Below are 15,643 nucleotides of genomic sequence, written 5' to 3' on the forward strand. Positions count from 1 at the left end.
ATTCAGGTTTATCGGATTACGGCCGCTCGTCAATCGGCACCCACTTCGAATCCGCCGGGCCATCGTAGTCGGCACTTGGGCGGATGATGCGGTTGTTCTCACGCTGCTCTTTCACGTGGGCCGTCCAACCAGACACCCGCGACATCACGAAGATGGGGGTAAACAACTCGGTTGGGATGCCCATGAAGTGGTAGGCGGAGGCATGGAAGAAGTCGGCGTTGCAGAACAGCTTCTTCTCACGCCACATAACTTCCTCACAACGAACCGATACCGGGTACAGAACGGTATCCCCCACTTCCTTGGCGAGTTCCTCGGACCATTTCTTGATGATGGCGTTACGGGGATCAGACTCCCGATAGATCGCATGGCCGAAGCCCATAATCTTCTCTTTGCGTTCCAGCATCCCCATCAGGCCTTTATCCGCCTCATCCGGGGTCTGAAACTTCTGGATCAGTGCCATGGCTGCCTCATTGGCGCCACCGTGGAGCGGGCCGCGCAGCGTACCAATGGCGCCAGTTACGCAGCTGTGGATATCCGACAGGGTGGAGGCACACACACGAGCCGTGAAGGTAGAGGCATTGAACTCATGCTCCGCGTAAAGAATCAGCGACACGTTCATAACGCGCTCATGCAATTCGCTGGGCTTTTTGCCGTGAAGCAATTCCAGGAAGTGACCGCCAATGGAATCCACGTCGCTGGCGGTATCGATACGCACGCCTTCATGGGCAAAGCGGTACCAATAGGTGATGATGGCCGGAAACAGCGCCAGCATGCGGTCGATCTTGTCATCCTGCTGGCTGAAGTCGGTCTCCGTTTCCAGGTTGCCCAGCATGGAGCAACCGGTGCGCATGACGTCCATGGGGTGAGCGTCTTTGGGAATGTGCTCCAGCACGGATTTCACGGCGTATGGCAGTTCACGCATACTCACAAGCTTTTTCTTGTAATCTTCCAGCTCCTGCCGGTTAGGCAGCTTGCCGCGCAACAACAGGTAAGCCACTTCCTCGAACTGGGCGTGGTCCGCCAGATCGCTGATGTCATAGCCACGATAGGTCAGGCCGGCACCGGACTGGCCAACAGTACACAGTGACGTTACACCAGCCACCTGGCCGCGAAGACCTGCGCCTTCGAGTTTTTTTGCTTCAGCCATGGTATTCCCCCCTCATCATTGTTTGGATTTCGATTAACCCTTCTTCTGCTGGAACAGCTCGTCCAGCTTCTGTTCGAAATCGTGGTAGTTCAGGAAATCGTACAATTCCATCCGCGTTTGCATAAGATCAACCACGTCTTTCTGGTCACCTTTCTCGAGGATGTTTTCGTAAACCGTCAGTGCAGCCTTGTTCATGGCGCGAAAAGCACTCAATGGATACAGCACCATACCGGCGCCGGCTTCTGCAAGCTCCTTGCGATTGTACAACGGCGTGGCACCGAACTCGGTAATATTGGCCAACACCGGCACGTCAAGGGCTTCAGAGAAGGCCTTGTAGTGTTCCAACTCGGTCACCGCTTCGGCGAAAATACCGTCGGCACCTGCCTCAATGCAGGCCTTCGCACGTTCAATGGCCGCTTCCAGGCCTTCTTTCTGGAACGCGTCGGTACGGGCCATGATGAAGAAGTCATCGTCTTGACGGGCATCCACGGCGGCCTTGATGCGATCCACCATTTCTTCCTGGGAGACGATTTCCTTGTTCGGTCGGTGACCACATCGTTTCTGGGCAACCTGATCCTCAATATGAACCGCCGCCGCACCAGCGCGCTCCATTTCACGGATTGTGCGAGCAATGTTGAAGGCCCCGCCCCAGCCGGTATCGATGTCCACCAGCAGCGGGACGTCAGTGGCAGCTGTGATACGGCGAACATCTTCGACCACATCGTTCAGAGTGGTCATGCCCAGATCCGGCAAGCCATAGGAAGCGTTGGCGACACCGCCGCCCGACAGGTAGATGGCCTGGTGACCGACCTTTTCGGCCATCATCGCAGTATAGGCGTTGATGGTGCCGACAATCTGTAAGGGGTGGTTCTCTTTCAGGGCTTTGCGGAAGCGTGCGCCTGGGGATAGTGTTTTGGACATGGGTAACCTCGTTGTTTGGGGTGAAGGTTCTAGATCGTTAAATCGCCTTGCTGGATCTTCTTCTCGATGTTTTTGCGGGCCGCATTAATGTGTCGTTTCATCAGGAATTCCGCCAGCTCACCGTCACGCTGAGCGATGGCTTCAACAATCCTCCGATGTTCCCCCAGCGCCATGTGAGGGCGCCCAGATGAGGTACTCAATCGATAGCGGTACATCCGGACCATATAGTAAAGATCACCCAGCAGCATTTGTGCGAGTTTGGTGTTGCGGCTGCCGGTGGCAATACGGTGATGGAAGTCGTAGTCGCCTTCAGCCTGATAGTAGGCCTGGCCCTGGGCTTGCTCGATCATGCGCTCATGGCTATCAAGGGTGGCGGACAGGTCAGCGATTTCCTGATCGGTCATCCGCTCGGCGGCCTGCCGGGCGGCCAGCCCCTCCATGGTTTCGCGAATGCGGTAGAGCTCCATGAGTTCATCAGCGCTGACTGAGACCACCTTTACCCCGGCGTGGGGCCGGCGCACCAGCAACCCTCGAGATTCAAGACGGCCAAGCGCCTCGCGTAGCGGGCCACGGGTAAGATTGAAGCGGGAGCAGAGTTCGACTTCACCGATCTTTTCGCCAGGGGCAAGATCGCCCTTCACAATGGCCGTTTGCAGACAATCGAAGGCTTCATCGGCACGGGTATAGGTTTGGGCGATAGCTTCCGGCATATTTTGTCAACAATAGTGACTGGAATGACCGGAAATCTACGCCCAAACTCGGTTATTGTCAACAATCCAAAGTTTCCGAATAGCTTTGTTGTTGACAGAAAGGCAGCCATCACTGCCCAGAGGCGACGCTAATAGAGCGTGCGCTCGTCCTTGGGAGGCGGCGTGTACTGGTACAGCCAGGTTTCGGTAAGTACCTGATCGCCAAGCTTGAGCTGAAGGCGCAGGTCAATCGGCTCCAGAGAGTCGTCGGGGACCAGATCAAACATCGCCCGATAGCCACCAATGGAGTCCAGAGGTCGTGCGGAGGTGATTTCCACCTCCCCACGGCTGGCCGTTATCACCGGCTCTACCTCCGCATCGTCTCCCACCAGCGGTAGTGCGCCTCCGGCAAAGTCCACGGCAAACCGCCAGGAGAAATATTCTCGCTCCTTCCCGACAACACCACCCAATCCCGTGCGCGTTGCCTGAACCGTGGCCAGCTCCTCTGGTTTCATCGGCGGCTCTGCTCCCCATGACAGCGTGTAGGAATAGAGATACTCCTGCCCCGGTTTCAGGGGCTTCTCGGGGTGCCAGAAGGCGACGATATTGTCGAACGTTTCGTCCTTGGTGGGGATCTCCACCAGCATCACACTGCCCTTACCCCAATCGTCGTGGGGCGTGACCCAGACGCTCGGACGTTTCTCGTAGAACACGCCATCGTCCTGGTAATTCGAAAACCGTCGGTCACGCTGCAGCAGGCCATATCCGCGAGGATTATTGTCTACAAACGTGTTTACCCTGAGCGAACGAGGATTGACAAGTGGCCTCCACAGCCATTCGCCCTGCCCGTTCAGAATCGACAAACCATCCGAATCGTGAATCTCCGGACGCCAGTCATAGGCCATGCGCCGATCGTTTTCACCGGTCTGATACATGCTGGTCAGTGGCGCGATGCCTACCCGCTGGATGGGTTTTCGCGGGTATAGCGCCGCATCCACACTCATCACCATGTTTCGTCCGGGCGTCAACGTAAAGACGTAAGCACCGGTTGTGCTGGGTGAATCCAGCAGCGCATAGACCACCATGTTTTGGCTGCCCGGCTCCGGCTTCTCCAGCCAGAACGCTGAAAATTTTGGAAATTCTTCCCCGCCTTCCATTGCGGTGTCTATCGCCAACCCCCTGGCGGAGAGCCCGTATTGCATTTCTGACCCCACCGCCCGGAAGTAGCTGGCACCGAGGAAGGCGGCCAGGTCCCGCTCGTAGTCCGTGTGGAAGTGAATACGGAAACCGGCGTAGCCGAGATCCTCCGGCAGGGTTCCCAGGGGCTGTTCACCCTCATAACGAAAGTATTCCGGCTTGTACGCCAATTCCCGGGCTTCGCCGTTTTCCACTTCGTGGATGCGCACCGGGGATTTGAAGTAGAGACCAAGATGGAAAAGCTGAACCTGAAACGCGTTGTCGTCGTTACGCCAAAGCGCTTCTTCGGGGCGAAAACCTATCGCCTGGTAATCGTCCCAGGACAACTTCTTCAACGAGCCGGGCAACTCCCCTTCATGTGATACCCAGGGTTCGTCGGCCAACGCCCGCGCATGGCCTTTTAGCCAGGCGTAACTGAACGGCTTGGGCTCACCAACCTCGCCCGCCACGCTGGAACCACTGTAAACCAATGCCGAGAGGGGCAACGCCTGGGCTCCCGCCAGGCTGACGAAGGTTTTGATCAGTGTGCGTCTGTCCATGTCATGCTCCCGTCTTATGTTGAGGCTCTTTACTCTTCAGGCTTTGTCTTGCCCAGACTGGATATTCGCCGCCCCCAGAAGCTATTCGGCGATGAACGCCAGGCAAGCCGATGCAGTTCCGCCAGCGCTGTGCGGTCACGGAACACTTGGCTGAGTTCGTTCCGGGACAACGAATCCGGCCCTTTGTCGGCGAGCCGTTGTACCAATGGCGCCAGCAACTCCGCCCTTCTGGGGTGGCGGTCAGCACGAGCCAGGGTAAGATGAAGCTGGTTCAAGCGAGGCCGGATCACGGCGGCTTCCACAGTGGTAATCACCGGGACCTCATCACTCACGGCCCTTGCGCTTCTGGCGTCGTTCAATACCGCGACCGGCGTGAGCTCTTCCGGGATAACCAAAAGACCTTTCTTTCGAAACGCTCGCCCCAGCCCTACACGACTGAGCACCACCGATGTCGGGGCCGCCAACACAAGTGGGACCGCTACGGGCAAGGACCAGAGGAAAAACATGGGGTCCAGGCTCCAGGCAAAGGCGGACCAGCCAGCCCCCACGAGCATGCCGGGAAACTGGGTCACAAGAGCGTCCCGCCATGTTGTTTCTTCGGTGCGATTCTGGCCGGCCCAGGACAAAGAGACGTTGAGAAGAGCGCCGAGTACATATCGGCTGTGCGCCATCATCCTGACCGGAGCCAGCAAAACGGACACGACGATTTCCAGCAACACACTCAAAAATAGCCGCCAGACACCTCCAAAGCCCCGCACAAGGCCATGAAATACGGCATCAAGGATGGACAGGAATTTTGGCAGGAACAGCAGCGACAGGGTGCTCAACGCAAGCCCAATGGCCCATTCCGGCCGCCATTCCGGCCATAGGGGGAAAAGCCCCTGATGCCCCTCCGGGAAATAGTTAATGCTGGCGACTGTCATTTGCACGGCTTCAACGGTCGTCAGAATCAGGAACGCCAGCCAGAGTGGCGACGCCAGGTACGCCATGATGCCGTTAAGCAGTGCCATTCGGTGTGCCAAGCGTAGCTTCCGCTCGAACAGCAGAATCCAAAGGTGCTGGAGGTTGCCCCGGGACCAACGATTGTCCCGGGAGAGTTCATCTGAAATGGTAGGCGGAGATTCTTCAAAACTGTTGCCGAGTTCAGGCTCAAGCCACACTTCATAACCGGCGCGGCCCATGTAAGCCGCTTCCACGAAATCGTGACTCATGATTGGCCCGCGAAAAAGCCCAAAGCCCCGCAGCTTACGAAGACCGCAGTGCGCCATGAAGGGCTCAACACGCAGAATGGCATTGTGGCCCCAGAAAGCAGCGTCTCCCATCTGTATACCCGCCAGGCCGGTGGCAAACAACGACGAGTAAAGGCGGTTCGCGAATTGCTGCACCCTGGCGAAGAGAGACTCACCGTTGATAATGGAGGGTGCGGTCTGCAGGATACCCACGTTGGGTTCCCGCTCCATCAGTCGAACCATTTTCACGATGGTTTCCGCACTCAATAGGCTGTCAGCGTCCAGCACAACCATGTAGCGGTAGCGGCGGCCCCAGCGCCGCAGAAAGTCCGCAACATTGCCGCTTTTGAAGTTGAGATTGACGCGCCGACGACGATAGAACAGCCGCCCTTCAGCCCCCAGTTCCTCACACAATCGATGCCACTCGGCCTGTTCCTGGAGCCAGACATTCGGGTCCCTGCTGTCGGAAATAATATGAAATTCAAAATGGTCCAGGTGCCCGGTTCGTTCGATGTCCTGATAGACCGCTTTCAACCCGCTAAGCGTCCATTGCACGGGCTCGTGGTAGATCGGCATAACAATGGCGGTTTTGGCCAGCGCCGTATTTCCCAGTTCCGACTCCGGATGTCGTTTGAGAAGACTGTGACGATCACCGCCTATCAGCCTGAGCACGAAACCGAAAACAGCCGTCCAGAATCCCACTGCAATCCACATATAAAGAAGGATAAAAAGCGCAAGCAGGCCGAGTTCCACCCATGTTCCGCCGTGATACGGCAGAATCCAGAGCAGGAAGTAACTGGCAACAACGGTTTGCCCAACCACAAACAGTGTCAGAAAAAAACGACGCACAGTAGCGGTACGGCGCCAGTTTTCAGAACGCGCGCTGGGGGCTGCATTAACGACCTCAGTCATGGGGGTAGTACCCCAGGTGGCCTCGCATGAGCGGTGGAATGGGCGTAGGAATGTCCACGTCCGGCGGGTTAAAGTAGTCCGGCACGAGTTCAATACAACGGGCAGGCAAATCCGGCCCATCGCCTTCCTTCATAGCACTGTCAACCAAGCGCAGCACCTGTCGACAGGTTTCCGCGTCCAGTTGCACGCCATTGTCGCGCAGGTAGGTCATGACCCTCTCGATCGCCTGCTGGCATAAGGTTTCCGGCATGAACTACTCCCCGCTCTATTGTTTCTGGACAAGCCCGGAATCCGGGCCTATGGAATAAGTCCAGGTTTCGGTCAGTGGCTCATTATCAAGCAGGAGTTGCCCACGGAGGACTGCGGCCTTTTCACCGACGGGTCGAACCAGCATCGACAGGCGCCAGGTCCCATCTGCCTCAACGTATTCAACGAAATGCTCTATGATCTCAACGGAATCGCTGTTTCCGCTCCCTTCACTGACCTTACTGACGATGGCTGCAGTAGGCTCAATCTCGTTCAGGGGCCCTCCCGCAAAATCAACGATGATTCGGTAGGCACCCTCTTCGGTGCCGCCTCCGGGGCGATTGCCACCTCCGACAAACGTTTGCAATGCGCGCCCGATGTCCTGCCCGGATACGTCCTCATCGCCAAAATGAAGGCTGTAGGCAAGCGTCCGGTGGTCCCCCTTCTTCACGGGCTCCTTCGGTTTCCAGAAGGCAACGATGTTGTCGTTGGTTTCCGCATTTGTGGGGATTTCAACCAGCACGACCTCGCCGTTCGACCATCCCTGCCTTGGCGCAACCCACGCACTGGGCCGCTTGTCGTACCGGGCCTCGGCGTCCTCAAACTGATGAAACTGGGTATCCCGCTGCATCAACCCGAAGCCAGCCAAGCGGTCAACCTGAAGGTAGCTAAGCCGGAGGCGCGATGGATTCGTCAGAGGTCGCCACAACCATTCGCCAGCGCCTTGGTCATGAATCAGCAGTCCGCTTGAGTCATGCACCTGTGGTCGCCATTCCCCCCTGGGTCTGGCGGTATTCTCGCCGTAGTAGAACATGGACGTCAGCGGTGCCAGGCCTGGCTGATCCACCGGGTTGCGGTAGAACAACTCAGCGGTGACATCGATACGTGTGGTCGGGCCGGGCTGAATATCGAAACGGTACGCACCGGCGACGCTAGGCCCATCCAATAGGCCGTAAACCCGCATACGGTCGCTGCCACCTCCCGGCCGCTCAAGCCAGAATTCAACAAACGATGGCACTTCCTCCCCGGAAGGCAGCCCGGTGTCAATCGCTATACCCCGAGCCGACAGGCCAAAGTGGTTATCGGCCCCCACGCCCCTGAAATAGCTTGCGCCGGCAAAGACCAGAAACTGGTTCTGCTCGTCGCCACTGCCCATCGGGTACGTCAGCTTAAAGCCTGAATAACCCAGATCGGCTGGAACCCTTTTTGCGAGTTCCGGGTCCGGGAAGCTGAAGCCGGATTTATCAAACGGGATGGGTGTTACGCCGTCGGCATCCACCTCATTCAGCTTGACCGTGTGGGTGTAATAACTTCCCGGCGGCACCATCATAACCTGGAACCGGGAGTTCCCCTCCCGCCAAAGGCTGGCTTGCGGATTGAAGCGGATGGATTGGTATTCCCGGTAGCTCAGGTTCCTGAGAAACCCCGGCACCGAAGGTGGCGGCTGATACTCACCTTCAGCCCTTGCCTTGGCCTTGTCCACTATTTCCCTGAACTCAAGTGCCCCCGCCGCGTGGGCGTAGAGCAGCCCCGGCAACATCAGGCCGATCAGCCATCTTTTCCCTGAATGCATGCAGCTCCTACCTCAAAAAATGTCCCTAGACGTTTTAATGTAGCACTTGCGACCGGCGCCGTCTCAAGTGACATCTTCGTAAGGCAGGTTGGCTATAGGGAGTCAGGCAGGCATCAGAGAAGCGTTAGAACGAAATCAGATACCCATGGTGAGAGAGAACCGAACGTCCGGGCGTTCGGGCATAGTCATAGCCATCGTGGAGGCACGAATCATTCGGCCGACGCTAACATTGGCCGTGAACGCACGGCCCTCGAACTTCAATGAAACCTGGCCGGCACTGGCTCGGCCGTGGCGGTCGGACTGGGCTTCGGAATAGGGAACCCAGCCGTGCAACACCGCAAAATTCACACTGGAAAGTACACCGTCCATGAATGGCATCTGCCACGAGGGGCTGGCGGTGTCCAGGCGCAACCAGCCACCCCGGACAACCGACACAGATTGCCCGTTAAAACCGGCAATCATGGAGGGGCCAGCCACGGTCAGATATTCCGACACCGGAAGATCTTCATCAGCAAACTGGTAACGGCCGTGAATCCGCCAACGCCATCGATAGAGCTCCTGCTCCAGCGACGCGGACATGGCCACTTTGTAGAAGGCGTCTTCGCGCCCGACATCATCCTGCAACCGGTAATCGGTGGAACTGTACTCGCGACCGCTCACTGCCAGAAAACCGGTGTTAGCCTGCAAGCCATCCCAAATCTCATGGCCGCCCTGCGCCTTGACGCCCACTGAGGACAACTCGTAGCGGCTCTCGGACACCAGGCTCCCCTTCTCCAGAGCGCGACTGTCCCGACCGGTATGGTGGGCAACACCATCAAACGCGAGACCAAATTTTGAAAACAGCGGACGACTGGCACCGATGCCCACAACACTGGACTCGCCACTGGCGTTGTAGCGCCTGTCGCCACTGGTAATGGCATGGCTGTAGTAGGAGCTTCCGGTTTCCACGGTGACTTGATTGGCACCTGCCGGAAAGCGGTATCGAAACGACGTGGCGTTGACGTCTGAGCGGTTTTTGTGGGATCGGGCATCGCGATAGTGAAACCCGATAGCATCGCTGCTGCCAACCAGGCTGTCAGCAGCCACGCCGATATCCCCATCCATTCCGTCACTGTTCAGGGAGGTTCTGCCGGAGAATTTCAGTCGGGACCTTAGCCAGTGTTCACGCTCATCGCGAAACGCATTCGCGCTGCCCTCGAAATTATCGGCGTAGGGTTTCCAACCATTACGCAACCAGGAACCCGAGGATTGGGCGTACAAGGGCTGGCTGAGAACGCACCAAATCAGCGCGAACAACAGGGAATGTCTCAATGTTTTTGATCCTGCCAGTGAGCGCCGGCCGCCAGTCGAGAAGGATGCCGGTTATTCTTAAAAAATCGTCACTGCGGAATGTATTGCATTAACGCCCTTAAATCCACCACTGGTTGCCAAAATTTACAAAGTTAATCTTTATATAAAACAGTTAATTACAAACACCTCTGAAAGTTTTTTCTATAGATTTCAACAAGCGGGAAGTATTGGGAACTGGCGCCGGTTATTACCAAATTCTACATTTCGCTACCGAGACCTCCATTTGAAACACTAACTTGGTTACACTTGGCATAATTCGTGAGTCAACCCACACGGACGACTGACTTCAAACCGGCCGTGACCGATACGAAATAAGGACGAACGTTATGATCAAGAAGTGTCTCTTCCCTGTTGCCGGATATGGCACCCGCTTCCTGCCGGCCACCAAGGCCATGCCCAAGGAGATCCTTCCCATTGTGAACAAGCCTCTTGTTCAATACGGTGTGGAGGAAGCATCAGAAGCGGGAGTTCACGAATTTGGTTTCGTCACCGGTCGTGGTAAGAGGGCCATTGAGGATCACTTCGACATCAGCTATGAGCTTGAGCACCAGATTGCCGGCTCGGGCAAGGAAGACCTGTTAACGTCGATCCGGGAGCTGATCGACCACAACTCGTTTGCCTTTACCCGCCAGAATGAAATGAAAGGTCTTGGTCACGCCATCCTCACCGGTCGCAACCTGGTCGGCGATAACCCGTTCGCGGTTGTACTGGCGGATGACTTCTGTGTGGCTGATGGCGCCGGGGAAGGTGTTCTGGCCCAAATGGTAAGACTGTATAACCAGTTCCGTTGTTCCATCGTGGCCATTGAAGAGGTACCGGAAGATGAGACTCACAAGTACGGCGTGATTGCGGGCGAGTCCATGAAGGATGGCCTCTACCGCATTACCGACATGGTCGAGAAACCTGCACCGGAAAATGCACCCAGCAACCTTGCGATCATTGGCCGCTATATTCTAACGCCGGACATCTTCGATATCATCGAGCGCACGCCCCCAGGCAAGAACGGTGAAGTTCAGATTACGGATGCGCTGCTGGAACAAGCGAAAAACGGATGCGTTCTGGCGTACAAATTCAAAGGCCGCCGGTTTGACTGCGGCAGCATTGACGGGTTTGTGGAAGCGACCAACTACGTTTACGAGAACATCTACAAGAAGGGCAAATAGGCACCTATTTGCCGAGGATCTGCAGAATCATGCGCCGGTTTTCGCCGGAGGTTTTCCGGAACCGGCGCAGCAGTTCCATTTCCTCCTCCGAGAGCTGTATCCGACTGATTTCCTGCTCCAGCTCCTTCAGGGCCGCTGACAGGTCATCGCCCTGGCTAAACGCCAGACCTGGCAGCTCCAACTGGCCGGTGTCCCCGGCGTCGTCCAGGTCCAGCAGGTCTTCCAGTGGGGTTTCCGTCTTCAGGCAGAAGTCCAGTAGCTCGGTGACACCAGGCCAAGCGCGCTGCCTCGCATCAGTCGATTCCCAGTTCATCACCTGTGCCTCGTCCACTCCACACATTTCCGCCACGTCCCCGCACGACAACTGCCCGGCTTCCCGAATCTGCCGCAGGCGGCGGTTAAAGGTTTGCAGGTACCGCATAGGAGTGTTCTCTGCCGAGGTTAATCTTGTAGTTTGATAGCACTTTTGGTGAATCAAACCGGAAATGTAACGTACATATAGCTTTACACACAATCTACCTATAATGAATCCATTAGCAACGGAAATAACTCGGTATGGCGGCAAACACACTGGATAGAAACACCGCATGGGAGCTGGTCCTGGACGCAGTGAACCGCAGCAATGTGACACTCTCGTTGCCGGGCAGTGACGAGCCAGCACTGGATATTGGCCTGAACGGCGAATGGGCACTGAGGCTTCCAGCGGACCTCGACGCACGCAATCTGCTGTCGGTTTTCCTGCCTCTGTGCTGCCCGGTTGCTCCGGGCTTACCTTCGCGGGTTGTTGGCCAGATGGGGCAGAGCCTTGACGGACGTATCGCCACGGTGACCGGCGCGTCGAAGTTCATCAATGGCGAGGGTGGCATTACACACCTGCACCGTCTGCGGGCTGTGTCAGAAGCAGTCATTGTCGGCGCCGGTACCGCATCCACGGACAACCCCAGGCTGACAGTCCGCAAGACGTCCGGTATCAATCCCGTCCGGGTGGTGATTGATCGCAACCATCGAGTACCGGATAGCCATCACCTGTTCAGCGACGAAGCGTCTCCTACTCTCCGCCTCGTCGCCGGGGATTACCACGCTGGCAATAAGCTGGCACCACGCCACGGCGTAACGGATGTGCCCTGCCTCGGACACGATGACACCACGAACCCTGCTCATATACTCGCGGTTCTCGCGGACTTTGGCCTTCGCAAAATTTTTGTGGAGGGCGGCGGGCTTACCGTGTCTGAATTCCTGAACGCGGACCTGCTCGACCGGCTTCACGTAATGGTCGCGCCGATGATTATCGGCAGTGGGCGCCCGGCGTTTTCACTGCCGGAAATCAAGAAACTCGACAGTGCCCTGCGCCCGAAGGCCCAGATGGTGGACCTGGGCAGCGACATGCTGTTTGATCTGGATTTCAGTCGCTCTGCTGTCGGCGAGTGAACACGAATAGCACACCCGGAAGGCTGGACAACAGAACCGCCAATCCATAGCCGACACTGAGTGCAACACCCTGCTCGGCCGGTAGCCCAGCCATGGGCCAGAGCAATGCCGCTGCAGCCTCTCGCACCCCCCAGCCTGCGACAGAAACCGGAATAGCCATGGCCAGCAGCAAAAGGCTGCAAAGAGACATCAGAACCAGGGCCATGTTCGGGTCAGTCCAATAACCCGCGCCCAGAGCCAACAACGCGAATACGGCGAGATAACTGGCCACCACACCGGCAGAGGACAACACCTGGACGCCCAGAGCCGGCCACCCCAGTAGTGCTTTGTGCAAATCACGCCGCAATGCATGGACATAGATCTTCGCACGCTGCCAAAGCCTGGCAACCAGTACCACTGTCGTTACCAGGCCGGCCAGCAATAACAGCACCCGTTCGCTGTATTCGGAAAAAGCCTCATGCATTCCATATCGAGACCACGCGAGCCAACCACCCAGGCTAAACGCCACCGCCATCATTACCAGCTGGCCGGACATTCTCTCGATCATGACGGCATGAACGGACGCAAGACGGGCACCGGAGTCGAGACTGTGACGCCAAGCCCGATTAACATCACCCAACACCCCGCCAGGGAGCACCTGATTGAGAAAAGTGGCAAGGTAGTACTCCCGCACTGCAACGGCCATGGGCAGAACCAGACCAAGCCGCCGGGCGGTGAAACACCAGCGCCAGGCTGAAAGCAGCACCTGCGCGACGGACACCACCATGGCCGCCAATAAAGCCAGCAATGAGAACTGAGCCAGTTCCCGCCAAAGCACGGCCAAATTCAGGAAATAGCCAGTAGCCAATAGCAACAGCAGGGTGAGCCCCCATCGCAGGTAACGGGTTCGGGACAGGTGTCGCACGTCAGGCAACGCTTGCTCTGGCCGGCCGGGCGAACAGGTCTTCATGATCCACACGGATTGAAAGGCGCTGTTCATCAGCCTGCTTCAGGCGCAGACCAAACCAGCGTTCTGCCCGCTGGCGCTCACCCGGCGACTGCTGCATCACCGCGTCCCGCCAGCCCTCAAGCAAGGCGCGCTGAAGTGCGCTTTGACCCGACGTCAGGTGCCACGGGCTTGCCGCAACGGATACCTGATACTCGCGCAATTCGAGTTGTTGTTTGAGGTAACTTGTCGCCAATGGCCCCAGCGCGGCGCCGGTACCCTTGTCATTGTGCTGGTGGTCATTGACAGTCTTGAGTATCCAGCCGTCGTCCTGGTCTACCGGCGACAGCTCAAAGTCACCCGCGTAACTCAGAACAATCAACACGCCGGCATGGTTTCTGGAGGCCACTATCGCCAACGCCTCAAGCCACTCTTCTGACATCAGGTCTATCAGAGCTGAAGCTGTAATCAGTCGAGTGCCGTCCGGAATCTGCCCGGCAAGCCGCGCGGCACTCAAGTGACATGCATGGGTTTCCAGCGGAACGTCAAGGTGTTGCAAGCTCTCTCTGGCTAGGGCTAGCAGCTGTTCGTCCTGATCCAACAACACCCAGTGCTGAGGCACCGTCATTGCCGGCACAAGGTAGCGGGCGTTGGAGCCGGTCCCTGTGCCCAAGTCCACCACAAGCAATGGCGGTGCGTGATGACCACCAAGTATGTCCGGGCGACAGTAGTCCTGTTCCGCCCACGCCAGCACCTCTGGGAGCAGGCTTTTGCTACGAGCAAGATGGTCAGCCGGCTCACGCAGTGCCAGCCAGCCGCTGTCGAAGGTGGTAGGGTCCGATGACGGCAGCAGCTCTTCCAGTGCCCGTTGAAAGGCAATGGCGGTACTCTGCCAGCTTCGCAGGGAATGCGCTGCCTTCCGTGCCTGGGCAGCCGCCTCGACAAGTGCACCGGGGTTTGTCAGCCAGTCTTCAAGGCACGCCCGCAACCCTGCGACATCGCCGGCTGGATACTGCCGGACGCCAGGCCGCAGGCCTGTGGTGGAAAGGGCACCCCCATCAGTGGTGATCACCGGCAAACCCGCGGCAATCGCCTCATCAATCACCATTCCATACCCTTCATAAACGGACGGCAGCACGAATACATCGGCGTTACGATAGGCGCTGGCCAGCTCGACGTCGTCCATTTCCCCCGCAAGACTTATCCGATGTTCAAGCCCCAGGTTCGCAATGATGCCGCGAAGCTCGCGGGCATAGTGCTCGTCGCGATCCAATGAACCTGCCAGGGTGCAATGCCATGAACAGTCCCGGAGATCGCTTAACGCTTCAACCAGATGATGCTGCGCCTTGCGCCGCGACAGGTGAGCAACGCAGAGCAATTGAATCGTGCGGCCCTGGGCTCTTGATGGCTGGGTTTCAGCACAGATACCATCAATGGTATCTGCGCCCGGCTCAACCACGCGGATGGCGGTGGCCGGTACGTCGTAGTCTTTCAGGCGTTGCGCGGTGTGGCCACTGGTAGTGATCACCCCGGCCACCTTCGACAGTGCCCGGCGCTCTACCCGGAAAAGCCAATCCTGCAACTCTTGCGTCAGCCCCGTTTCATCCGCCAGTGCATGGTGAACCAGCGACACAACCCGCAAGCGAGATGCATGGCTGGTGACCACATCCGGAAGTCCACCCATGGCCAGCCCATCAAGCACCACCACCGAATCATCTGCAAGGTCGGCAAGCAACCTGTTCATTGATGCTTCCGCCATTCGGTCTGGCACCGGAAAGCTGCCACAGAGTCCTGCAACGACGGCATCCACGCCGTTGTCCCTAAGCCCTGCGACAACACGCTGAACGTACCGGTAACCGCCGGTTTTCTGTTCCGGATTTCCCGGCACAATAAACAACACCGACGTTAACGACTCAGAGTTTGCCATGGTAGCTGGCCCAGGCTATATGGGATTCGCCAAGGGTAACCTTCATCGAACACAGGCCCTTACCGGTCTGGCCCAGCCTGCCCTCATGAATCGCCGTTGCCAGTCGGTCGAATACCGTCATCGCCATGAATTCGGTGGTGGTATTGCGACCGGAGAATTCCTCGATATCGTCCAGGTTTTTCATGTTGAACTCGGCAACCACCGACGACAACACCTCGGATGCCAGCCCGATGTCGACGATGAGGTCGTCGCTGTCGAGGGCTTCCCGCTCGAAAGTGACATCTACTACGTAGGTGGCACCATGCAGGCTTTGAGCGGGGCCGAAGATGTCGCCCTTAAAGCTGTGGGCGATCATCATGTGGTCTCTGACGGTAAGGCTGAACATGCGTTGTGGGTC

At 57.4% G+C, this 15,643-nt stretch carries 14 protein-coding genes; 2 read left to right on the top strand and 12 right to left on the bottom strand.

The window, feature by feature from the left end; translation table 11 throughout:
• Positions 1–16: 16 nt before the first annotated feature.
• The 8 genes from prpC to AC0B60_RS09020 all read right to left on the bottom strand — a co-directional run bounded on the left by prpC (position 17) and on the right by AC0B60_RS09020 (position 9,764).
• On the bottom strand, positions 17–1,147 hold the full coding sequence (prpC, locus tag AC0B60_RS08985; protein WP_465085423.1) for a bifunctional 2-methylcitrate synthase/citrate synthase: 1,131 nt from the start codon (positions 1,145–1,147) through the stop codon (positions 17–19).
• Positions 1,148–1,180: 33 nt separating this feature from the next.
• A complete protein-coding gene (gene prpB / locus AC0B60_RS08990) occupies positions 1,181–2,068 on the bottom strand; it encodes a methylisocitrate lyase (protein ID WP_278367441.1) in 888 nt (295 codons plus the stop codon).
• A gap of 29 nt (positions 2,069–2,097) precedes the next feature.
• Positions 2,098–2,778, bottom strand: coding sequence for a GntR family transcriptional regulator (locus AC0B60_RS08995; protein ID WP_465085424.1), 681 nt, complete (start codon positions 2,776–2,778; stop codon positions 2,098–2,100).
• 128 nt (positions 2,779–2,906) lie between these two features.
• Positions 2,907–4,493: an OpgD/OpgG family glucan biosynthesis protein gene (locus AC0B60_RS09000; RefSeq protein ID WP_465085425.1), complete on the bottom strand. Its 1,587-nt coding sequence runs from the start codon at positions 4,491–4,493 to the stop codon at positions 2,907–2,909.
• 29 nt (positions 4,494–4,522) lie between these two features.
• Positions 4,523–6,634 carry a glucans biosynthesis glucosyltransferase MdoH gene (mdoH, locus tag AC0B60_RS09005; protein WP_465085426.1) on the bottom strand — a complete coding sequence of 704 codons (2,112 nt, stop codon included), beginning with the start codon at positions 6,632–6,634 and terminating at the stop codon, positions 4,523–4,525.
• Positions 6,627–6,884, bottom strand: a complete 258-nt coding sequence (locus AC0B60_RS09010; protein ID WP_465085427.1) for a hypothetical protein — start codon at positions 6,882–6,884, stop codon at positions 6,627–6,629. The genes mdoH and AC0B60_RS09010 overlap by 8 nt, the downstream gene beginning before the upstream one ends.
• A gap of 15 nt (positions 6,885–6,899) precedes the next feature.
• Positions 6,900–8,453, bottom strand: coding sequence for a glucan biosynthesis protein G (locus tag AC0B60_RS09015; RefSeq protein ID WP_465085429.1), 1,554 nt, complete (start codon positions 8,451–8,453; stop codon positions 6,900–6,902).
• A 135-nt stretch (positions 8,454–8,588) separates the two neighbouring features.
• The gene (locus tag AC0B60_RS09020; protein WP_465085430.1) at positions 8,589–9,764 is read right to left on the bottom strand and encodes a ShlB/FhaC/HecB family hemolysin secretion/activation protein; all 1,176 of its coding nucleotides are present in this window, start codon (positions 9,762–9,764) and stop codon (positions 8,589–8,591) included.
• 365 nt (positions 9,765–10,129) lie between these two features.
• Between AC0B60_RS09020 and galU the strand changes: the two genes are divergently transcribed.
• A complete protein-coding gene (galU, locus tag AC0B60_RS09025; RefSeq protein WP_465085431.1) occupies positions 10,130–10,966 on the top strand; it encodes a UTP--glucose-1-phosphate uridylyltransferase GalU in 837 nt (278 codons plus the stop codon).
• Positions 10,967–10,970: 4 nt separating this feature from the next.
• Here the strand turns inward: galU and AC0B60_RS09030 are convergent, their stop codons facing one another.
• A complete protein-coding gene (locus tag AC0B60_RS09030; protein WP_465085432.1) occupies positions 10,971–11,387 on the bottom strand; it encodes an XRE family transcriptional regulator in 417 nt (138 codons plus the stop codon).
• 134 nt (positions 11,388–11,521) lie between these two features.
• On the opposite strand from AC0B60_RS09030, the gene AC0B60_RS09035 reads away from it, so the two are divergent.
• Positions 11,522–12,394, top strand: coding sequence for a RibD family protein (locus AC0B60_RS09035; protein ID WP_465085434.1), 873 nt, complete (start codon positions 11,522–11,524; stop codon positions 12,392–12,394).
• Here AC0B60_RS09035 and AC0B60_RS09040 read toward each other — a convergent pair.
• Genes AC0B60_RS09040 through AC0B60_RS09050 form a run of 3 tightly spaced genes read right to left on the bottom strand, consistent with a single transcriptional unit; the run spans position 12,369 to position 15,631 of the window.
• Positions 12,369–13,343, bottom strand: coding sequence for a lysylphosphatidylglycerol synthase transmembrane domain-containing protein (locus tag AC0B60_RS09040; RefSeq protein WP_465085435.1), 975 nt, complete (start codon positions 13,341–13,343; stop codon positions 12,369–12,371). The two genes, AC0B60_RS09035 and AC0B60_RS09040, sit on opposite strands and share 26 nt — an antisense overlap.
• Positions 13,300–15,246, bottom strand: coding sequence for a glycosyltransferase (locus AC0B60_RS09045; protein WP_465085437.1), 1,947 nt, complete (start codon positions 15,244–15,246; stop codon positions 13,300–13,302). Before AC0B60_RS09045 ends, AC0B60_RS09040 begins: the two co-directional genes overlap by 44 nt.
• Positions 15,233–15,631: a 6-pyruvoyl trahydropterin synthase family protein gene (locus AC0B60_RS09050; RefSeq protein WP_465085438.1), complete on the bottom strand. Its 399-nt coding sequence runs from the start codon at positions 15,629–15,631 to the stop codon at positions 15,233–15,235. The genes AC0B60_RS09045 and AC0B60_RS09050 overlap by 14 nt, the downstream gene beginning before the upstream one ends.
• Positions 15,632–15,643: the final 12 nt, after the last annotated feature.

The organism is Marinobacter sp. V34 (assembly GCF_055524115.1).